This is a genomic window from Varibaculum vaginae (assembly GCF_900604285.1).
Taxonomy (GTDB): domain Bacteria; phylum Actinomycetota; class Actinomycetes; order Actinomycetales; family Actinomycetaceae; genus Varibaculum; species Varibaculum vaginae.
Map to the genome: position 1 here is coordinate 1,143,391 of NZ_UWNY01000001.1, position 19,647 is coordinate 1,163,037.

Sequence of the window (19,647 nt, forward strand, 5' to 3'; positions counted from 1 at the left end):
GCTTTTATCCAGTTTATGAAACCTGAAAACCCGCTTACAGCGGTTTGACCCCGAGGTTGCGTCCTGCTAGAGAGCGGGTGCGTTTAGTGAGCGCCCGCGCAACCTCTTTAATAGCTTGGGAAGCAGGAGAATCCGGATGCATGGCTACCACTGGAGTTCCCTGGTCAGAGCCTTCCCTCAGAGCAATATCTAGCGGTACCTGCGCTAAAACCGGAACTTGATATCCAAGTTGCGTGCTCAGACGGCCGGCCACCATGTCCCCGCCACCGCTGCCAAACAGGTTTAGCTTGCTGCCGTCCGGTTGCGATAGGTAAGACATATTTTCGATTACGCCAATTACCCGCTGTTCGGTTTGCGCTCCGATAATCCCGGCGCGTTCAGCAACTTCAGCTGCTGCTACCTGCGGAGTGGTCACCACTAAAATTTCTGACCTGGGCAATAACTGGGAAATAGAAATTGCTACATCGCCGGTTCCTGGGGGAAGATCCAGCAGTAAAACATCTAGGTCACCCCAGTAAACATCAGCTAAGAATTGTTGAAGGGCGCGATGGAGCATCGGTCCGCGCCAAACTACCGGCTGCCCATCAGGCACAAACATTCCGATAGAAATCACTTTCACTCCGCCAGCAACCGGCGGAACAATCATGCCATCAATAACAGTGGGGTCTTCCGCTACCCCCAGCATTCGAGGAATTGAAAAACCATAAATATCAGCGTCTAGTACCCCAACCTTGAGGCCTTCGGTTGCTAGAGCCAGTGCCAAGTTCGCGGTCATCGAGGATTTACCGACTCCACCCTTACCAGAAGTAATCGCATACACGCGAGTCAACGAATCGGGTTGGGCGAAAGGAATAATATTTTGTGGTCCGGAAAGTTTCTCTTTTAAGGCAGCGCGCTGGGCTTCATCCATCACACCCATCTGTACTGTGACCGTGCTTACCCCCGGAACCTGAGAAACCTGTTCCTGCACATCTTTTTCAATCACTGATTGCAGGGGACAACCAGCGATGGTCAAATCCACACTGACCTTGACCGCACCGTCCTCACTGATAGAAATTTCCCGCACCATGTCCAGGTCGGTGATTGCCCTTCCCAGTTCGGGGTCGATTACCCGCGAAAGTGCCTGCCTAATTGCGTCCTCGTTTAACTGACTCATATTCCCTATCCTATAGGGTGAGCGTTCCGACCTCACTTTCCGGCAGTGACCGTTGGCGAGCTAGGGGTCGAATTTTTACTACCTTTTTATGAAACTAACGAGGTGGCGTCGGGGAATTGTCATCTCGGTGTGCAGATTTATTCAGCTCAGGTGGATTATTTTCTTCCTCTAATTCCCGACGTGCTCTTTGGTATTCCACGTCCCGAAGCTCGTCTAAGAGATCGCGGAGTTCGCCACGAACAAAGTCTCGGGTGGCCACCTCAGACATCGACAGACGCAAGGAAGCAATTTCGCGGGTTAGGTACTCGATCTCGGCATGGTTCTTTTCTGCTCGCCGACGGTCTTGTTCCGCGGAAACTCGGTCACGGTCATCCTGCCGGTTCTGCGCCAACAAGATTAGGGGAGAAGCGTAAGAAGCCTGCAACGAAAGCATCAAAGTTAAGGCAGTAAAGCCTAGAGCGGAACTGTCAAAACGCCAAGCATCGGGAGCCCAAGAGTTCCAGCCTAGCCACAAAATTACGAACACCGTCAGGTAGACCAAAAATTGAGGAGTCCCCTGAAAGCGGGCAAAAGATTCTGAAACCCGTCCCACGCCCTCGGACTGTAAATTTATGCGAGGAAGACGAAAACGACGCCTTCTTTCCCGAGGGGTATCAAGCCTGTCCGCCATCTTCGCTCCTTTCTCTTTCCATCGCTAAATCGGTTTCGTCCTCGTCTGCATCTCGCCAATCTGCAGGTAAGAGGTGATCGAGGACGTCATCAACCGAGACTGCCCCCAGTAAGTGACGATTCTTATCCACAACTGGTACTGCAGTTAGATTGTAAGTAGCCAGTAGGCGGGTTACCGTGCCGATTCCAGCAGTAGGATCCACCCCTTTAAGGTCATCGTCAAGGATTTGCCCCAGCAGGGTTTGGGGCGGTTCGCGCAGGGCTTTCTGGATATGAACTGCCCCTAAGAAACGACCGGTAGGAGTTTCGGTCGGAGGACGACAAACACATACCAAAGCAGCCAGGGCGGGAGGGATGTCTTGCCGACGAACATGAGCTAACAGAGTGGCAACATCGGCATCGGGGGGCAAAATTACCGGGGTGGTGGTCATCAAACCACCGGCGGTGCGTTCCCCGTATACCATCAGACGTCGGACATCCGCGGCCTCCTCTGGTTCCATCTCTGCGAGCAGAATTTGAGCCTGTTTTTCCGGTAGTTCTTTTACCAAGTCGGTAGCGTCATCAGGTTGCATTACATCGAGCACATCGGCTGCGCGTGCAATATCCAGGGACGTAAGGATGGCAACGCGATCTTCTTGTCCCAGCTCTTCTAATACGTCTGCTAAACGCTCATCTCCCAGTTGGGCTGCTACTTCAAGGCGGCGTTTTTCCGGCAGGTCGGCCAGGACATCTGCCACATCCGCGGCTTTCGCATCCTCTAACTGGGCGAGTAGGGTAGTGGCCTCTTGTGGAAGTACTGATTTACGCAAGTGCGTTACCTCTGCCGGGTCAATCAGCATAGTTTCCCCGCGGCTAAGAGCTAACGCAGAAGTTACCCGTTGGACATAAAGTTTGGTGATATACCAGTCGCGGCGGTCATCCTGCTCCATGCACATGTCTTGGATTTTCACATCCCCGGAACCATCACGCATGGACAGTACCCGATCCATCAGCTCACCCATTACCATGGTTTCTGCTACTCGCTGCTGGAATTGGCGAATATTAACCAATCCGGTGGTGATTACTTGCCCCGGTTGAATAGCCACAATTCGGGTTACCGGTACGAATACTCTTCGGTGACCGGCAACTTCAACCACCAAGCCCACCACCGTGGGTAACCCGGTAAAACGCAAAACGATAATTACGTCGGTTACTTGACCGATCTCATCTCCTACCGGATCAAATACCCGAGTCCCCGCCAATTTTCCTATGAAAACGCGGGAACCTATGGGTTTGATTGAGTGCTTAGCGTGCTCCATAGCTCTAACCTTACGTGAATATTGGTGCTATTGAACCTCTGGCTTTCTTGAAAGCGGATCTTCGTTAGAATTTAAAGCTTTCGAGGACGCGGCTAGGGAAGAAAATAGATTCGCCAGAGGCTAAATCGCCAGATTTACCGGATATCATTTTGCATTGCCAACAGGTAACATACAGACTTAAGTTATGGCTTTATTCCAAAATCACCCGGATACCTCCGCCCCTAGCGGGCAGGATTTAGCGACCTTTTCTTCCAAAGAGAGCGCGGAAGGAGCCATTAATTATTTAAATTCCAAAGAGTTTCCGGTACAGCAACTTTTAGTGCAAGAGCGTGGTTTGACCCGCTCCAATCAGGTGGTCGGAGTGGTTACCTGGCCAAGAGCCGTGCTAGCGGGTTTTACCCGTGGCTTGATGATGGGACTCTTCTTATCTTTGCTTTTCGTACTGTGGAAACCAGCCTGGGCAGTTCTTGCACCCCTAATAATCGGAGGCTTCGCTATTCTTAGAGCTATCGAACGCCTAGTTGCCTGGGCGATTCGTAGTTCCGCTGCGGGTTATCCCATAGCTTTTTCCTCTGCCCTTACCGCCGAAAAACACGTCTTAATGACCACCGATGATTACTATACTGCCCGGCGGTTACTCCTAGACGACTCCCGTTTTCAATCAGCAGTAGTGGAACAGGATCCCCCCGCCAGCATTAGCACTGGGCCTACCGAGTTTGGCTCAGGTATAGATGAAAAGCCACGCTACGGGGTACGACTGAGCTCGGAGGCACGGCGTCAATTGCGTTCCCAACAGGAAAAGCTACAAAATGAAACTTCCATGGCTGTTACCTCCACTCCGGAAGTCGCGGTTTCGCGGTTCCTAGAAGATAACCAGAAATACTCTTCGGAATCTAAAAACATGGGGGATTCCAGTGAGGGAGCATCCCTAAACAGTGACCAAAATGACGCTCGTTAGCACTGGTAGCGACGTCAGGGGTATATTTGAGAAAGTTCCGGCGCGGCGACCTTAATCCCGCCGGTTTTTTCATGCCCGAGTAAACACTTGGAACGGTATAAGGAGGCGCGAATGAAGGTTCGCCAGAATTTGCGAAATGTGGCAATCGTTGCTCACGTAGACCACGGGAAAACTACCTTAGTAGATAAAATGCTCTGGGAATCGGGAGCCTTTGGTGATCATGCCAGCGTAGAAAAAACCGGCGAACGGGTGATGGATTCTGGCGACTTGGAACGCGAAAAAGGGATCACTATCCTGGCGAAAAACACCGCCGTCCATTACGCGGGGAAAGCAGCCCAAAACGTAGGGGTCAGTGAGGGCATCACTATTAACGTAATTGATACCCCGGGGCACGCTGATTTCGGAGGAGAAGTAGAGCGTGCCCTCTCTATGGTTGACGGGGTTGTACTGCTAGTGGATGCGGCCGAAGGGCCGCTACCCCAAACTCGCTTCGTGCTGCGCAAAGCGCTAGCGGCACGCCTACCGGTGATTGTGGTTATAAATAAAGTTGACCGCCCAGATTCGCGGATAGAAGAAGTAGAAGCTGAAACCGTGGATCTGCTCTTGTCCTTGGCGCAAGACCTGGTTGATGAGGGTGAAGAAGTAGATCTAGATTCTTTGCTTGACGTTCCAGTGCTTTATTGCTCTGCAAAGGCCGGATGCTGCTCCTGGAAAAAACCGGCTCACGGTCAGCTCCCCGGCAGCGACCTCCACGACCTTTTTGATGCGATTATTAATCGGATTCCCGGACCTCAATATGACCCGGATGCCCCCTTGGCAGCTCACGTAACCAATTTGGATTCCTCTCCATTCCTGGGGCGCCTGGCTTTACTGCGCATCCACAACGGTACTTTACGGCAAGGAGAACACGTAGGTTGGGCACGTCATGACGGTTCGATTACTGACGTGAAACTCACCGAACTGCTGGCCACCTTCGGCTTAGAACGTAAAAGCGTAGAGGAAGCCCATGCTGGCGATATTGTGGCCGTGGCCGGTATCCCGGAAATCACTATCGGGGAATCCCTGGTGGATCTAAATGATCCCCACCCCTTGCCACTAATTACAGTAGATGACCCCGCTATCTCTATGACCATTGGAACTAACACTTCTCCGTTGGCTGGCAGGATAAAGGGACATAAACTTACAGCGCGGCAAGTTAAAGACCGCTTAGATCGCGAACTTATCGGGAACGTGTCCTTGAAGGTACTGCCCACCGAACGTCCGGATGCCTGGGAGGTACAGGGGCGTGGGGAACTGGCGCTGGCAATTTTGATCGAGCAGATGCGCCGGGAGGGTTTTGAGCTAACTGCCGGAAAACCTCAGGTAGTGACGAAAGAGATTGATGGGAAAACCTATGAGCCGATGGAGCAAATGACCATCGATGTTCCCGAAGATTACCTAGGGAAAGTCACCGAGTTGATGGCGGCCCGCAAAGGAAAATTGCAGACCATGTCGAATCATGGCACCGGTTGGGTGCGCTTAATTTTCCGAGTACCGGCACGTGGGCTGATTTCTTTCCGTTCGAAGTTCCTAACTGAAACTCGCGGTTCAGGAATCGCTTCTTCTATTGCGGATGGTTATGCCCCTTGGCAGGGCACGATTACCCGTCGCCAAAGCGGATCTTTAGTGTCGGATCGCGCCGGGAAATCAACCCCCTATGCCCTGATACAACTGCAGGAAAGGGGGAGTTTCATTATTCAGCCAGGTAGCGAAGTCTACGAAGGGCAAGTAGTAGCGGAAAATCCTCGCGGGGAAGACATGGATGTCAATATCACCCGGGAAAAGAAGCAAACCAATATGCGTTCTTCTACTGCTGACGCATTTGAAGGGCTAGTTCCTCCTCGGGTACTTACTTTGGAAGAATCCCTAGAATTCGCGGCAGAGGACGAGTGCGTAGAAGTTACCCCCGAAGAGATTCGAATTCGTAAAGTGGTATTAAGTGCGCAAGAGCGTTTCAAAATTGCCTCTCGCCGCCGCCGTCAAGAACGCGGGGAATAAGTGATTTTTGTAGCGCCTGCAGCGGTTAGATTTTTGGTGGGGGAGGCACTCTTTTCCCGGTGACCATCTTTTCTGCCGGTACTGTAACCGGACCTTTGCGGGTCAAAATAGTGACGCTAGCAGGGCTTACCGCTAATACTTCCCCGAGGGCGTCGTAGAGACCGTCGGCTTCCCGGCGGCGTAAGACTACCCGTTCGCCTACTCTCCATGACAGCCAAGGAAGACGCGGCGGCGGTTTCTGATTGCCCACAGACTTCATAGTGAGATACTAGCAATATCAAGACCAAGGAGAATCTATGACTTACGTAATCGCACAACCTTGCGTAGATGTTAAGGATCGAGCCTGCGTCGATGAATGCCCAGTGGATTGTATTTACGAGGGTAAACGCACGCTTTATATTCACCCCGAAGAATGCGTAGACTGCGGAGCCTGCGAACCGGTCTGCCCCACAGAAGCCATCTTTTACGAAGACGATCTGCCCGAAGAGTGGTCGGACTATTATCGTGCCAACACCGATTTCTTTGAGCTTAAAGGTTTGGGTTCACCTGGGGGAGCCTCCAGCGTTGGGCCAACCGGCTATGACGACCCCATGATCGAAAAATTACCTCCTCGCGAGGATTAATCTGCAGTGCGTATTTCCCCGATTCGCTACTTTAGGGAAGGCGGGATCTGTCACGCTGCTGTCTTAGGGAGAACACATGAAGAACAGTGAAATACCGCGTCCGTTACGCCTGCCGGTTTTTCCCTGGGACTTACTTGCCTCCTACCGGGAGACAGCGGCAGCTGTTAGCGGAGGAGTCATTGATTTATCCATTGGCACCCCGATTGATGACTGTCCACAGATTGCACAGGCTGCTTTGCAATCGGCGGCAAACAGTCCCGGTTATCCGATGGTGGTTGGCAGTTCCCAGTTGCGCCATGCCATGCTCACTTGGGCAGTGGGGCGGGGAATTACTTGCCTGAATGAGGACTCCTTCCTGCCAACTGTGGGCTCAAAAGAGTTGGTAGCGAACCTGGGATGGCAGCTGGGAATTGGTGCTGGAGATAAAATTCTTTTTCCCGAAATTGCCTATCCCACTTACGATATTTGCGCGCGGCTAGCAGGTGCTCAGGGGGTACCGGTATCCAATGACATTTCAACTTGGCCTCGTGATGCCAAGTTAGTTTGGATAAATACTCCCGCTAACCCTACTGGCAGGGTAGCGGCTAAGGGATGGTTACAGAACGTGGTTTCTTGGGCGCGGGAAGTGGGAGCCGTGGTAGCCAGCGACGAATGTTACGGTGAACTTACCTACGAGGGGGCGGAGCCGGCGCCTTCTCTACTGCAGGAGGACGTTTGCGGGCAGAGTGCGGAAAATCTGTTGCTAGTGTATTCAGTTTCTAAAGAATCTAATTTGGCGGGCTACCGGGCGGCTTTCGTAGCTGGAGATTCGCAGCTAATCTCCGCATTGGTGGCGGTGCGTAAACATAGCGGGCAAATGATGCCGGCACCAGTACAGGCAGCGCTGGCGGCGGTGCTTTTAGATCGTTCCCATGTGGGTAAACAGGTGGCGCGGTATGCTCGGCGGAGAAAAATTCTTTCGGCAGCGCTCACTAAAGCGGGTCTTACAATTGCTAAGGAATGTCAAGCGGGTCTTTACCTTTGGGTTTTTGACCGGAAGGATCGAGCTGACGTGGAAAAAATTGAATTCGATAGCGGTGCCGACTGGCGTTTATTAAAGAGATTTGCTCAGGTTGGAATGATAGTTGCTCCAGAAAGTTTTTATAACTCCTGTCCTGGTTCACATGTGCGAATAGCGCTTTGTGTCAGTGATCAGGAAATAGAAAAAGCTGCTAATCGTTTAGAAAAATTTGCCTAAGAATGGTGAACTCTTTAAGAAAATGTTATATTCTTAAGGGTGGCGAGTGGTAGATGGTAATCAGGGGATGACACTAAGTCACCTCTTTTTTGGGAAGGTTGTCGAAATGGTTCAGGATCTTCAAAATACTTCAAAACCAGATAGTTTCGGCCGCCAACCAGGAGTATTGCAAGTTGATGGTAAAACCATTCAATTTCCTCCTGTGCCGGCAACCTGTGGTGACCAAGGGATTGATGTTTCTAGACTCCGTAATCAAACCGGTTTAGTGGCTCTAGATCCCGGTTTTTCTACCACTGCCTCTTGTACTTCCAAAGTTACTTTCATTGATGGCGGTAAGGGGATTTTACGCTATCGCGGTTATCCAATTGATCAGCTCGCTAACCATTCTAGTTTCCTAGAAGTTGCGTATTTACTGATTAAGGGAGAATTGCCCACTCCTTCCCAATTAGATGATTTTGTACGCCGGGTAAAGCGTCAACGGCTCTTGCACGAAGATTTTAGGGCGTTTTTTACCGCCTTTCCTTCTGACGGTCACCCCATGGCAATTTTGCAAGGTGGTATTGCGGGAATGGCTACCTATTACGAGGAAACTTTTGCTAATGTGCATGATCCACAGTTGCAAGATCTTCAGGCGGTGCAGCTACTGGCCAAAGTTCCGACCATGATTTCCTATATTGCTAAACGGGCTGCCGGCCTGCCACTGCTCTATCCAGATAACGAGCGCTCCTATGTAGAGGACTTTATTCGCCTAACCTTTGGTTTGCCCTATCAGTCTTACGATATTGATCCCGCGATTGTGCGTGCTTTGGAAGTGCTATTTATTTTGCATGCTGACCACGAGCAAAACTGTTCCACCTCCACAGTTCGTTTAGTGGGATCCTCTAACGCCAATATGTACGCATCAATTGCCGCCGGAGTGGGTGCCTTGTCGGGGCCGCTGCATGGGGGTGCTAATGAGGCAGTGTTACGGATGTTGATTAACATTCGCGACACCAAGATGTCGATTAAAGACTTCGTGCAGAAAGTCAAAAATAAGGAAAAGGGGGTTAAGCTTATGGGGTTCGGCCATCGCGTCTATAAGAACTATGACCCGCGAGCAGCGATTGTGCGAGAACAAGCACACAAGGTTCTCGACCGCATGGGGAAGAATAACGACTTGTTCGCTCTAGCTATGGAGCTAGAACAGGTGGCACTGTCCGATGATTACTTTATTGAACGCAAGCTCTACCCGAATGTTGACTTCTATACTGGTCTGATTTATTCAGCAATGGGTTTCCCCACCAAAATGTTCACCCCGTTATTTGCCCTGGGACGCCTGCCGGGGTGGATTTCTCAATATATTGAAATGCTTCATGATCCCATGACCCGCATTGGTCGTCCGCGCCAGGTTTATCAGGGTGCTCCGCAACGCGACTATGTGCCACTGCGACTGCGGGAAGCAAGATAATTATCGGTAATCGCCAGGGTGCGGCTGAGATTACCTCGCGTCCTCGCCCGTTTAATTGCTGGCAATATGCTAGGTTATGGACAGGTATTTTCCATTACAGGGGGGAAGAATGCGAGACAATCAGGAAGGCTTACTTGCAGGTGAACTAGCCTTTAATGCCGATCCCCTTTCTCCGCCTCCGGCGATGCGTTCCGGGCATATTCCTTGCCTTTCTAGTGCCGGAATCATTTTATTTTCGCTATTGGGAATGGTAGCTTCTTGGCAGTTGTGGCGTACCGAAATGTTTCATCGTGCCCAGCCTGATCGGGGACTCGGCTGTTCTTTGAATAACGTGGTTGATTGTCGGGGAGCCATGGAATCTGCATCAGGTCACCTGATTTTAGGGATTCCAAACTCGATTTTCGGGATGATAGCCTTCGGTGCACTCTCGGTAATGGGAATCTATCTACTATTCGGTGGGCTTATTCCTAAATGGGGACTATGGCTCTTTGCTATCGGAACCAGTGGAGGCCTAATAGCAGTAGTTTTCTTCTTCACAACCTCGGTATTTCAGTTGCACTCCCTGTGTCCCTATTGCTTCTTAACCTGGGTGGCAACTATTTTTCTAGCCTGGCTATCCTATGCGCTGTGGGTGCGAGCTGCGGCCAGACCAACACATCCGCTAAAGGGGATTCGGCGCGTGCTGGTTGGTTATTGGTGGTTGGGAGCCATTTTTAGCGTAACGCTTGTTGTGGCGGTATTATTTACAGTTTTCGGGCTGGAGATTTTTCGCCTTTAACTTATAAGGGGTGGCTAATACGATGAAGAAGAGGGAAATGATTGGTCAGGCAGACTCTGATGGCGCTACCTCTCGGGTAGTGCAGGATTATTTAAAGCACCTTTTAGGGGCTACTGAATGGGGAGGTAGTTCCCTTTCTGTATCGGGACTGGCTCAAAGAATGGGGGTAGCGGTCTCCACCGCCTCTGAAAATGTGCGTCGTCTCGACAAGTTGGGGCTGATTACCCATGTTCCCTACCGGGGGATCACTCTGACTACAGAGGGCAAAAAGTTAGCTTTGAAGATGGTGCGTAAACATCGCATCCTGGAAACCTATCTGCATCAAAAGTTGGGGTATCCGTGGGATCAAGTCCATAGCGAGGCCGATGTACTAGAGCACGCTGCCTCCGATAAATTAATTGCTGCTATGGATCAGGCGCTGGGAACTCCGAAGGTAGATCCCCATGGGGATCCGATTCCCACCGCGGATGGTAACTTTCCGAAAGTTTCCACTTTGCCCCTAGCTAAGGCTCCTTTAAATACCCTTGCTACGGTGGCGCGGATAAAAGACTCCAATGCCCAACTGCTGCGTTTCTTAGAATCAGTAGGGATCGTTCCTGGCTGTTCCCTATCACCCTTAGAAAACATCCCGGAAGCTGGAATTATGCGGATAGAGGTAGCCGGGAAGGAAGTTACCCTTGGTAAACCGGCAGTAGCGGCCATATGGGTAACCGCCTAGATCTGCTTGAGTGGTAACTACTGATATTTTAAGTGGATCAGCTAATTGCCAGTGATTTTGAGAGTAGATCCCCGTCCCTTACTCGCAATCACTTCAATCTGGTCAGAAATTTCACTACGCAATGAAACTACGTGGCTAATTAGCCCAACGCTTCTGCCCGAAGCGGAGGTTTTCTTTAACGCCTGCATAACCTGAGTTCGTTTGGTGTCATCAAGAGTCCCAAAGCCTTCATCAATAAACATAGAGGAGATTTCTACTCCACCGGCCTCGGCGGTTACCACTTCCGATAATCCCAAAGCTAAAGATAATGAACAATAAAATAGTTCCCCACCTGAAAGCGCAGAAATCTCGCGTGCTTTATCGGAAAAGTTATCGGTTACCGCTAAAGATAAAGCTTGGTTGCGACGGCGGGAAGACTCGCTATCGGTGTGTGAAAGCTGGTAGCGTCCACCGGAAATACCCATTAAATAGGGATTGGCGGCATTTAGCACTTCCTCGAAACGATCAAGCAAAACCCAGGTAGCCAGGGGAGCTTTTAGCGCGGAACCTTCTTCCCCCTTTGCTAGATTAGCGAAGGTAATCAACAGAGAAGTATCGCAGATAGACTCCAAATATCGGGCAGTATCTGTCTGCAGGTCACTTACGGTTATCTCTACCGTCTTTAGCTGTTCCTTAACCTTGGCTAGCTCCTCCTGATACTTTTGGAGAATTTTTGCTTCCTCCCTCACCTTGCTCTCTAAAATCTCTAAATCTGGTAGTACAAATTCCTGTTGTCGCACCCGTTGAATCCGGTCAGAGTTCAGCTTTACCTGGTTGGTTTTATACTCGTCATCCCAGGTTTGTACCTCACGCTTTAGTTCTTGGAATTTCTGATCTTCCAAGAGGGCGGCCTGTGCCGTCGGGGGATCAGGGAACTGTTCTTCGCGTAAGGATTGCTCGAAACGGGCGCGCGCTTGGGCTAGGTTACTATGGGCATCCTTGACTTCCTGCAACGCTTTAAACAGGCTGGAGAGCTTGCCTTGCTCCCGCTTGAGCGATTGCTGTCGAGCCCCCAGATCACTTGATTGCCCAGATGCTGCAATCTCTGTTGTTATTTCCCGGATTTGCTCTAGGGTCATGTTGACCGAGTTTTTTTCGAGTTTCGCCGCATTAGTCGAGTTTTGTATCGAATCCCGATACTTTTGAGCCTGTTTCTTTCGCTCTATCAGTTGTTTCTGTAGTTTTTTAAGTTCTTCTGCTTGCTTCTGTAAATAGGCGACATTTCGGTCAATGGCCTGCGCATTTCCCGGACACTTTGCTCGCAGCTGCTTTATCTCGCCTAGCAGCCGGTTTCGCTCGCTTATGACCTGCTCTTGTGTTTTCATTAGGCTAGTCTTTGCCCTGGTGAGCTGGTTTCTTAATTGGGTTAACTGGCTGAGGGAGTGCTCCCCGCTAACAGTCCCGAGCGCCGGGTGGGGGTGAGAGGAGGAACCACAAACCGGGCAGGGGGAGTCAGGTTCCAGATGGGAAGCTAAAAGAATCGAAGAATCCACAAAAAACTCGCGTTCGTATGCGGAGACTGCCGCTCGCGTCCTCGCCACCTCTTTTTTTAGAATTGGAAGTTTAGCAACCTGGGCTTGAAACCGTTTGAAATCCTGCAAGAAATGTTGGCGTTCTCCCTGATATTGACGCAACTGCAGTTGTTTTTGTTGCGCGGACTCAAAACAAAGTTGACCTTTTTCTAGGTGCATCTGCCGTCTTAGCAACGTTTTAATCTCTGGCACTAACAGTACAAACTTTTTTGCCTCCTGGGCTGCAGCTCGGGAATGTTCGATATATTTCTGGCGGGATTTTTGCGCGTGTTTTTTCAGAAGGTCTAGTTTTTTCTGTCGTTCGATTAGAGGGGTTAACGCCCCCAGGTCTTTATCGTTTTTCCTCTGTTGCCTGGTTATTTTTTCTTCTAGGTCAGCTAGCGAGATTCCATCCTGTGGTAGTTTCCAGGTGGCAAAGGGCGCGGGAGAAACTTGTAGTTTTTCTGTTAGCTTCGCCTGGGCGGCATGCAAGTTCTCTTGGTAATGCTGTTGGGCTGTTAATTCCACGTTTACTCGCTGAGCACGTTCATGAAGTAGCATTTGTTCCCGAGCGTTTTGAATTTTCTCTTGGCTTGCTAAAAGTTGTTTTTCAACTGCTAATAAGCGGGTTAATTCCTGGAAATCATGGGTTAATGCCTTTGCTTTTTCCTTATTTTCCAAGGCGATCTGGTAGCGTTTTGCAGTTGCTTTTACCTGCTGAGTGTACTCAGTTATCCATTCGTGAGCCTGGGCGGTGGGCAAGTGGTAGTAGGGTTCCCACGATTTGATCAGATCTTCATCTAAAACTGTAGGTAAAGAGGTTTGAATGGCACGTAAAGTTTCTATTTCAGTGCGAGAGCCAGCAACAGAATTTGCCAAGTTACTCCAGTTCTCAATAAATAGTTTCAGCTGACTGGATAACATTTGCGACTCTGTTTGGGCGCTAGCTTGTGCTGTCCGGGCGCGCTCAATGAATTCGTTTTGCATCCGCTCGTAAATCTGAGTACCAAAAATCTGTTGCAAGATCTCTTGACGCTCATCCGAGGAGGCTCTTAAAAAACGGGAAAATGCGCCTTGCGGCAAAATTACCGTTTGTAAGAACTGTGATTTTGTCAAGGGGAGGATTCTGGTAACTAACTCTTCATTGACAGTTCGAGGTTGGGAGGCAATCGCATCGCCAGGATCAGCATCCTCGCTGTTTAGTCGCCAAAGAGAAGCTTCCGCTGCCTGGGAAGTGGTGCCGGAACCACGACGTTTGGGGCGGACATATTTCGGGGTGCGCCACACGCGATAAAGTTGTCCCCGCGCCTCAAAATCTAGTTGCACCCAGCTGATTTGATCGTCACCAGCATAGTCAGATCGTAAACGGCTTTTCGAAGAGTTAGATTCTAAAGCCACATCGTTATAGAGGGCGAAGACAATCGCATCTAGGATAGTAGATTTCCCAGAACCGGTGGGTCCGTGAATCAAAAACACCCCGGATCCGGTACCAAGTTTGGTGAAATCAATAGTTTCTTTGCCGCCAAAAGACCCCACGGCCTCGAAGCTAAGTTTTAAAATCCGCATTTAGCTCTCCCCGCGCACCTGCTCGTAAACCTGCTCTATCAGTCGGTTTTCTTCTTCATTTAGTTCTTTACCCTGGCGTGCCTGGCGAAAAAAGTCTTTGGCTAGTGCCTGAGGGCGGCAGCGATTGGTTCGCAGTGCCTGGCGTTGATTTTCCCAGCTGATGGAGGTGACCTCATGTAGTATTGCTAAGGCTTTCGGGAAGCGCTGTTTTAACTTACTGACCATAAAATTGGGGCGCTGGGGATCTGTGACCGTGATTTCCAACCAATATTGGGTGTACTCCTCGTATTTGGGATTAGAAATTAGGTTAGCGAAAGAATCCTTGATGCGTCCTACTGGCCGATAAACCGGGGTGGGTATTAGCTGAGGATCCAGATTAGGATCCCTGGTCTCTAAAAGCACCACGGATTTAGGGGTATGGCATTCCGAAAATGAGAAAGTTATCGGCGAACCACTATAGCGTCCTACAGAATGCTGGGTATGCAGTTTTTGTGGTACATGTAAATGCCCCAGTGCCAAATAGTCTGGAGCCGACAGATCAGAGGATAGCTCTGAATCAGGCTTTCCGTAGCTTTCAAATACCCGCAGAGGAACTGATTGCACTGTACCGACGGTGATATCCCGTTCACTATCACTGGCTGTACCTCCCACTGCGAAAGCGTGTGCCATAACCATAGTGCGGTCAACTGGTCGCAGGCGATGCTGTGCTTTGCCCACTCGGCGCATAGCTGCCGCTACTACCGCTTCATGAGAACGTGGCAACTGCATAGGCGCATCTCCATCCTCAATATTCGCTCGCGATTCTGGGTTATTGGCAGAAAATAATCCATCATAAAGGCTGGTACGCACCATGTCGGGGTTGAGATAAGGTAATCCCCAAATCCGCAAGGTTTCGCTGGGTGTGGAGATTTCTACCGGAGAAGAAATATCGGCTATTGAGGTGCGCAAATGTAGGTTTCCACGGACATAGGGGGATAGGAAGCCCAGTCTTTCCGCGGAATCATGATTGCCGGGGGTTAAAATCACTGCGGTCAACGCGGTTAGTTCTGTTAAAGCCTGGGAAACAATTTCTAAAGATTCCAGCGAGGGAATCGCGCGATCGAAAATATCTCCAGACACCATTACTGCCTGCACGTGCTCATCGCGCACTAGTTGGGTAAGGAAAGAAAAAAATTGGCGATGCGCCGCAGATAGATCTTCCCCATAGAGAGTACGCCCCACATGCCAATCGGAGGTGTGGATTAACTTCATAGCCCCATGTTACTTAGCTGTGCCAGGCGCGGGGGTTCTTGGGTGCGATATGTTGGAGACAGTAACATTCCTAGGAGGCAAACCGATGGAACCAGGTTCGTTGTTTTCTCCGGGACGGCCGGCACTAATCGTCCCCCTGACCGGAACCAATGAGGTCGAGGTACGGGGACAGATTTCTCGGATCCCCCGGAAAGTTGACGTAGTAGAGTGGCGTCTAGATCTACTACGTGAATACCGCAATCCCGGCTACCTGCGGAAAATTGTAGGTAAGTTGGCTCCAACTATAAAACTCCCTTGGCTAGCTACCTGCCGTAGCATCCACCAAGGAGGGAGTTCACGGATGGTTCCCATCCACCAGTTTGAAACTATGAAAATGCTGGTGAATGCGGGAGCCAGTGCACTTGATATCGAAGATGATTTTCTCTTTGCTAAGGAAGCTTTGGAATATGCCCATAATCACGGGGTAGTGAGCGTGCTGTCCCGTCACTATTTTGCAGCTGAAGAAGCTGAAAAAATGGATTGTGAAAGCATCTACAATTGGCTTTCTACCGCTCATGAACGCGGGGCCCAGGTGGCCAAACTGGCTCTCACGATTACCAACCGCCAGCATTTGTTGGCAGTTTTTACCGCCATGGAAAACTATTATCGTGATACCGCTGGTCGGCGACTGTTTTTGATAGCCGGAATGGGGGCGCTTGGAACTGCTAGCCGTCTGGTAGGGGGAGTGTTCGGTAACTGTGCCACCTTCGCGGCGCTTCCGGGATCGACACCCAGTGCTCCGGGGCAAGTTAGGGCGGCTTTGCAGGCAGAGGTGTTATCTGCCCTCGGAAAGGAATAATCATAAAATGAGAAATTTCGATGAGGACGTAACGCTACTGCTGGAAATTAGCGACCAAGTAGACCGGTATACGTTAGCTCATTTTAACCAGCGTGATTATCAGGTGTACGAGAAAGCTGATCTGACCCCGGTATCTGATATTGATCGCGGTGCGGAGCAGATGATTCGCCAGGCTCTGGCCTCTGCTCGTCCCGATGATCTGATCTATGGGGAAGAATACGGGGGTAAGGGCAGTGAAGCTGGCTATGCGCGGTGGATAATTGACCCTATTGACGGCACCAAAAATTTTGTGCGCGGGGTACCTGTCTGGGCAACCCTAATCGGTCTGGAAGTTGCCGGAGAAATGGTAGCTTCGGTAGTTAGCGCTCCGGCTTTAGCGCGCCGTTGGTGGGCGGGGCGCGGTCTGGGATCGTGGCGTGCTTTTAACGGTGGGAATCCACAAGCTAATCAAGTATCAAAAATATCGGAACTAAAAAATGCTTCTTTGAGCTATTCTTCCCTGTCAGGATGGGAAGAACGTGGCAAATTGCCGGCATTCTTGGAGTTGACGCGAAAAGTTTGGCGCACCCGCGCCTACGGGGATTTTTATTCCTATATGTTGGTGGCTGAGGGCGTGGTTGACGCCGCGGCGGAACCGGAACTTGAAATCTACGATATGGCGGCACTGGTACCGATTGTAGAAGAAGCCGGCGGATATTTTACCTCCTTGCAGGGTGAAAGAGGATGTCAGGGAGGTAACGCACTAGCTACCAACTCTCACCTACATAGGCGAATTTTGGCTCTGTTGGGAAGCTAGCAGACGGCGGAAAGATTCCACTCTCCGCAGTTGCGCAGGATTACTGTCCTCTAAGGCGCTCAGCTGACAACCTGGTGAAGACGCTAAGTGGCTACAGAGTTTCGGGCAGTCGGTGGTTACCTCCGCCAAATCTGGGAAAGCTGCCAGCAGATCATGTTCGCCAATGTGAGCTAGCCCGAAAGAACGAATCCCGGGAGTATCAATTAACCAGCCTTCCCGGAAGGGGAGCGCCATTACTGAGGTAGATGTGTGGCGACCACGTCCGGTTACTTGGTTAACTCTCCCAATGTTGCGCTCGGCCTGGGGAATAAGTTCATTCATTAGCGATGATTTTCCAACTCCCGAATGACCTACCAGTACGCTGACTTTTCCGGCTAACAGTCCGGCTACCTCAGCGATTCCTTCTCCGGTTTCGATGCTGGTTATTACGCTACGAACTTGCAGTGGTCTAAAAAGTTCCAATAGCGGCTCGGGGGAAGTAAGATCGGATTTAGTAACCAGCAGCAAAGGCTCGATTCCGGCGCAATAAGCGGCTACCAAAAGGCGGTCAATCATTCCTGGACGGGGCGCAGGGTCAGCGCAGGCGGTGCAAATTGCCATTTGGTCAGCGTTAGCCACCATCGGTTTTTCTTTTGCTCCCGGACTATCTTCCGCGGAACGAGTTAGTTCAGTTTTGCGTGGTAGAACCTCCACAATTCGCGCCAGGGATCCGCTGTTGCCACTTAAATCTCCGGTAACGCGCACCTGGTCACCAACAATAATTCCGCGCCGCCCTAGTGCCCGGGCTTTTACCCCTACTAATTTAGTTTTCCCCATTTGTACGTGGATGCGACCACGATCTATTGCAAACACGAAACCGGTGGGACTAGCAGAGTAATCTACCTGCTTTTTTGAGCGACGAGGTTTGGAACGAGCGGGACGAACTCTTACCCGAGGATCGTCAGTTCCGATATCACGCCGTGCCATTTGCACCGGCCAACATGGTTTCCCAAGTTGCAGTAAAGCTTGGGAAGGTTTTACTGACGCACTCGATATCTGCAATCTGTACCCCGGGAACCCGTAATCCGATTAGGGCAGCGAACATCGCCATCCGGTGGTCACCATAGGTTTCCACTAAATCACCGTGCAAAGGTGACGGAAATATTTCCAGGTAATTTTCCCGAGCATGTGCCTTTCCACCCAAGCGGTTAATCTCGGTTTCGAGGGCGTTTAAGCGATCCGTTTCGTGTCCGCGTAAATGCCCGATACCTGTCAGTTTTGAAGGGTCGACCGCCAAGGCACATAGCGCCGCCAAGGTGGGGGTAAGTTCGCCGAGTGCCTCCAAATCACTGCGGATCCCCCCGATGATTCCGTTTCCTTGACAAACCAAGCCCCCGTTCCGGGTGCGATAGATACGCGCCCCCATGGGGGTAAGGAGTTGTCGCCAAGCATCCCCAGCCTGGAAAGTTTTCGCTGGCCAATCGGGGATATTGACTTGCCCGCCGCAAATCATGGCCGCGGCCAGGAAAGGCCCAGCATTAGTTAAATCTGGTTCGATGCTGCGTTTACCCCCACGCAATGACGCGGGTTTACAACGCCAAAGATGATGAAGCTGGCGCGTATTCCAATCGCCGGATTCTCCACCGATGTTTTCAACTGCCCCACCGCAGGCGTTGACCTCTGCGACAGTCATTTCTACGTGACGAATAGAAGGCAAAGTCGAATTTACTTCTATTTGCAGTTCAAAGGGGAGTGCGGGAGAGATCAATAGCAGTGCTGATACGAATTGGGAAGAGGAAGCAGCGTCAAGATTTACTTTTTGCAGCTGGTCGCTGGGAGTTAGTTTCCCCTCGATAGTGAATGGCAGGTGACCAGGGGAGGGCATATCAGTAATTTTGGCACCCAACTGGGTGAGCGCGTCTAAGAGACCTTGCATGGGACGATCACCCGCAGCTGCGTCTCCTTGGAAATGTATGGGGTGTCCGCTAAGCAGAGCTACCGGTGCCAAAAAACGCATCACCGTTCCTGCCAAACCACACTCGATAACCCCGGTTTGGGGATTTAGACTGTCCGGTGGGGTGATTAGGATTCCCCCGGATTGTTCTTGAACCCGGGCTCCAAATTCTTTGATACCGGCAAGCATCAAATCTGTATCTCGGCACTGCAGCGGATTAGTTATGAAAGTGGGCTCCTTGGCTAACAAGGATAAAACCAAGGCGCGGGCAGTTAAGGATTTAGAGGGGGGGAGGGAAATTTCCGCATTTATAGGTTTGTGTCCGACGGGAGCATTCCAAATAGTCACAAGTTACTCCTGCTTGCGGGGAAAAATCTCGGAAATTAGACCGGCATGGAGGGCTAGCCCTTGCGCGATTCTAAAAGTATCAATTTTATCTCGCTGCCAACCATTGACAATCGTGGCTGCACCATTGGCCAAAATGAGAGCACAGGTAGCTAGAGGAGAGCGACGAGTGGTCGCCATTCTTAGAGCTAGCAGGGTTACAGTCACCCCGCACACCTTCGCCATGGTTTTCACATCGCTCATCGTTAAGGGAGGAAAACCGTTTTTCTCTATAACTTCCAGGTGATATTGGGCAAGTTGTGCGTGTTTATCGCTGTTACGCACCGCATCGATTCCTTCGATAAATAAAGGCGCAGCAACCAGTGCGCGCGAAAACGAATACCCATTAGCCATATTTCTATTCTTACCCATTGTCGGGGTTTATTGCTAGCTTGCAAGATTTTCTTG

18 protein-coding genes are annotated in these 19,647 nt (G+C 50.7%); 9 read left to right on the top strand and 9 right to left on the bottom strand.

The annotated features are described in order from the left end of the window. Nucleotides 1-34: 34 nt before the first annotated feature. The 3 genes from EFB02_RS04885 to EFB02_RS04895 all read right to left on the bottom strand — a co-directional run bounded on the left by EFB02_RS04885 (nucleotide 35) and on the right by EFB02_RS04895 (nucleotide 3,123). A complete protein-coding gene (locus EFB02_RS04885) occupies nucleotides 35-1,156 on the bottom strand; it encodes an Mrp/NBP35 family ATP-binding protein (RefSeq protein ID WP_122820435.1) in 1,122 nt (373 codons plus the stop codon). Nucleotides 1,157-1,250: 94 nt separating this feature from the next. Continuing rightward, complete coding sequence (locus tag EFB02_RS04890; RefSeq protein ID WP_122820436.1) at nucleotides 1,251-1,826, bottom strand: DUF1003 domain-containing protein; 576 nt, start codon at nucleotides 1,824-1,826, stop codon at nucleotides 1,251-1,253. Then, on the bottom strand, nucleotides 1,810-3,123 hold the full coding sequence (locus tag EFB02_RS04895) for a magnesium transporter MgtE N-terminal domain-containing protein (protein ID WP_122820437.1): 1,314 nt from the start codon (nucleotides 3,121-3,123) through the stop codon (nucleotides 1,810-1,812). Before EFB02_RS04895 ends, EFB02_RS04890 begins: the two co-directional genes overlap by 17 nt. Before the next feature lie 184 nt (nucleotides 3,124-3,307). On the opposite strand from EFB02_RS04895, the gene EFB02_RS04900 reads away from it, so the two are divergent. Further along, entirely contained in the window at nucleotides 3,308-4,081 is a 774-nt protein-coding gene (locus EFB02_RS04900; RefSeq protein WP_122820438.1) for a general stress protein, read from the top strand. 111 nt (nucleotides 4,082-4,192) lie between these two features. Continuing rightward, on the top strand, nucleotides 4,193-6,118 hold the full coding sequence (gene typA, locus EFB02_RS04905) for a translational GTPase TypA (RefSeq protein ID WP_122820439.1): 1,926 nt from the start codon (nucleotides 4,193-4,195) through the stop codon (nucleotides 6,116-6,118). Between the two features lie 25 nt (nucleotides 6,119-6,143). On the opposite strand, the gene EFB02_RS04910 is transcribed toward typA, so the two are convergent. After that, nucleotides 6,144-6,377, bottom strand: coding sequence for a hypothetical protein (locus EFB02_RS04910; protein ID WP_122820440.1), 234 nt, complete (start codon nucleotides 6,375-6,377; stop codon nucleotides 6,144-6,146). Nucleotides 6,378-6,414: 37 nt separating this feature from the next. On the opposite strand from EFB02_RS04910, the gene fdxA reads away from it, so the two are divergent. The 5 genes from fdxA to EFB02_RS04935 all read left to right on the top strand — a co-directional run bounded on the left by fdxA (nucleotide 6,415) and on the right by EFB02_RS04935 (nucleotide 10,921). Further along, on the top strand, nucleotides 6,415-6,741 hold the full coding sequence (fdxA, locus tag EFB02_RS04915; protein WP_122820441.1) for a ferredoxin: 327 nt from the start codon (nucleotides 6,415-6,417) through the stop codon (nucleotides 6,739-6,741). A gap of 76 nt (nucleotides 6,742-6,817) precedes the next feature. Continuing rightward, entirely contained in the window at nucleotides 6,818-7,978 is a 1,161-nt protein-coding gene (gene dapC, locus EFB02_RS04920; protein ID WP_122820442.1) for a succinyldiaminopimelate transaminase, read from the top strand. 106 nt (nucleotides 7,979-8,084) lie between these two features. Continuing rightward, complete coding sequence (locus EFB02_RS04925) at nucleotides 8,085-9,425, top strand: citrate synthase (RefSeq protein ID WP_122820443.1); 1,341 nt, start codon at nucleotides 8,085-8,087, stop codon at nucleotides 9,423-9,425. 109 nt (nucleotides 9,426-9,534) lie between these two features. Continuing rightward, on the top strand, nucleotides 9,535-10,203 hold the full coding sequence (locus EFB02_RS04930) for a vitamin K epoxide reductase family protein (protein WP_160115373.1): 669 nt from the start codon (nucleotides 9,535-9,537) through the stop codon (nucleotides 10,201-10,203). Between the two features lie 22 nt (nucleotides 10,204-10,225). Next, entirely contained in the window at nucleotides 10,226-10,921 is a 696-nt protein-coding gene (locus EFB02_RS04935; RefSeq protein ID WP_122820445.1) for a metal-dependent transcriptional regulator, read from the top strand. Between the two features lie 41 nt (nucleotides 10,922-10,962). Here the strand turns inward: EFB02_RS04935 and EFB02_RS04940 are convergent, their stop codons facing one another. Then, nucleotides 10,963-14,037: an SbcC/MukB-like Walker B domain-containing protein gene (locus tag EFB02_RS04940; protein WP_122820446.1), complete on the bottom strand. Its 3,075-nt coding sequence runs from the start codon at nucleotides 14,035-14,037 to the stop codon at nucleotides 10,963-10,965. Continuing rightward, nucleotides 14,038-15,288: an exonuclease SbcCD subunit D gene (locus EFB02_RS04945; RefSeq protein WP_122820447.1), complete on the bottom strand. Its 1,251-nt coding sequence runs from the start codon at nucleotides 15,286-15,288 to the stop codon at nucleotides 14,038-14,040. It lies immediately after the preceding gene. An 85-nt stretch (nucleotides 15,289-15,373) separates the two neighbouring features. On the opposite strand from EFB02_RS04945, the gene EFB02_RS04950 reads away from it, so the two are divergent. Further along, nucleotides 15,374-16,126 (top strand): type I 3-dehydroquinate dehydratase, encoded by a 753-nt coding sequence (locus EFB02_RS04950; RefSeq protein ID WP_160115374.1) that lies wholly within the window; start codon nucleotides 15,374-15,376, stop codon nucleotides 16,124-16,126. 7 nt (nucleotides 16,127-16,133) lie between these two features. Further along, nucleotides 16,134-16,922 (top strand): histidinol-phosphatase, encoded by a 789-nt coding sequence (gene hisN / locus EFB02_RS04955; RefSeq protein WP_122820449.1) that lies wholly within the window; start codon nucleotides 16,134-16,136, stop codon nucleotides 16,920-16,922. On the opposite strand, the gene rsgA is transcribed toward hisN, so the two are convergent. Genes rsgA through EFB02_RS04970 form a run of 3 tightly spaced genes read right to left on the bottom strand, consistent with a single transcriptional unit; the run spans nucleotide 16,887 to nucleotide 19,611 of the window. After that, complete coding sequence (rsgA, locus tag EFB02_RS04960; protein ID WP_122820450.1) at nucleotides 16,887-17,888, bottom strand: ribosome small subunit-dependent GTPase A; 1,002 nt, start codon at nucleotides 17,886-17,888, stop codon at nucleotides 16,887-16,889. The two genes, hisN and rsgA, sit on opposite strands and share 36 nt — an antisense overlap. Then, nucleotides 17,875-19,203 (bottom strand): 3-phosphoshikimate 1-carboxyvinyltransferase, encoded by a 1,329-nt coding sequence (gene aroA / locus EFB02_RS04965; RefSeq protein WP_122820451.1) that lies wholly within the window; start codon nucleotides 19,201-19,203, stop codon nucleotides 17,875-17,877. The genes rsgA and aroA overlap by 14 nt, the downstream gene beginning before the upstream one ends. Before the next feature lie 3 nt (nucleotides 19,204-19,206). Beyond that, the gene (locus EFB02_RS04970) at nucleotides 19,207-19,611 is read right to left on the bottom strand and encodes a hypothetical protein (RefSeq protein WP_147471033.1); all 405 of its coding nucleotides are present in this window, start codon (nucleotides 19,609-19,611) and stop codon (nucleotides 19,207-19,209) included. Between the last annotated feature and the right edge of the window lie 36 nt (nucleotides 19,612-19,647).

Coding starts and splice junctions, on each gene's coding strand:
- EFB02_RS04930 (WP_160115373.1), top strand. CDS start 9,535: ATGCGAGACAATCAGGAAGGCTTACTTGCAGGTGAACTAGCCTTTAAT.
- typA (WP_122820439.1), top strand. CDS start 4,193: ATGAAGGTTCGCCAGAATTTGCGAAATGTGGCAATCGTTGCTCACGTA.
- EFB02_RS04925 (WP_122820443.1), top strand. CDS start 8,085: ATGGTTCAGGATCTTCAAAATACTTCAAAACCAGATAGTTTCGGCCGC.
- EFB02_RS04940 (WP_122820446.1), bottom strand. CDS start 14,037: ATGCGGATTTTAAAACTTAGCTTCGAGGCCGTGGGGTCTTTTGGCGGC.
- EFB02_RS04890 (WP_122820436.1), bottom strand. CDS start 1,826: ATGGCGGACAGGCTTGATACCCCTCGGGAAAGAAGGCGTCGTTTTCGT.
- rsgA (WP_122820450.1), bottom strand. CDS start 17,888: ATGGCACGGCGTGATATCGGAACTGACGATCCTCGGGTAAGAGTTCGT.
- EFB02_RS04885 (WP_122820435.1), bottom strand. CDS start 1,156: ATGAGTCAGTTAAACGAGGACGCAATTAGGCAGGCACTTTCGCGGGTA.
- EFB02_RS04945 (WP_122820447.1), bottom strand. CDS start 15,288: ATGAAGTTAATCCACACCTCCGATTGGCATGTGGGGCGTACTCTCTAT.
- EFB02_RS04970 (WP_147471033.1), bottom strand. CDS start 19,611: ATGGGTAAGAATAGAAATATGGCTAATGGGTATTCGTTTTCGCGCGCA.
- EFB02_RS04935 (WP_122820445.1), top strand. CDS start 10,226: ATGAAGAAGAGGGAAATGATTGGTCAGGCAGACTCTGATGGCGCTACC.
- hisN (WP_122820449.1), top strand. CDS start 16,134: ATGAGAAATTTCGATGAGGACGTAACGCTACTGCTGGAAATTAGCGAC.
- EFB02_RS04895 (WP_122820437.1), bottom strand. CDS start 3,123: ATGGAGCACGCTAAGCACTCAATCAAACCCATAGGTTCCCGCGTTTTC.
- EFB02_RS04900 (WP_122820438.1), top strand. CDS start 3,308: ATGGCTTTATTCCAAAATCACCCGGATACCTCCGCCCCTAGCGGGCAG.
- EFB02_RS04950 (WP_160115374.1), top strand. CDS start 15,374: ATGGAACCAGGTTCGTTGTTTTCTCCGGGACGGCCGGCACTAATCGTC.
- EFB02_RS04910 (WP_122820440.1), bottom strand. CDS start 6,377: ATGAAGTCTGTGGGCAATCAGAAACCGCCGCCGCGTCTTCCTTGGCTG.
- dapC (WP_122820442.1), top strand. CDS start 6,818: ATGAAGAACAGTGAAATACCGCGTCCGTTACGCCTGCCGGTTTTTCCC.
- fdxA (WP_122820441.1), top strand. CDS start 6,415: ATGACTTACGTAATCGCACAACCTTGCGTAGATGTTAAGGATCGAGCC.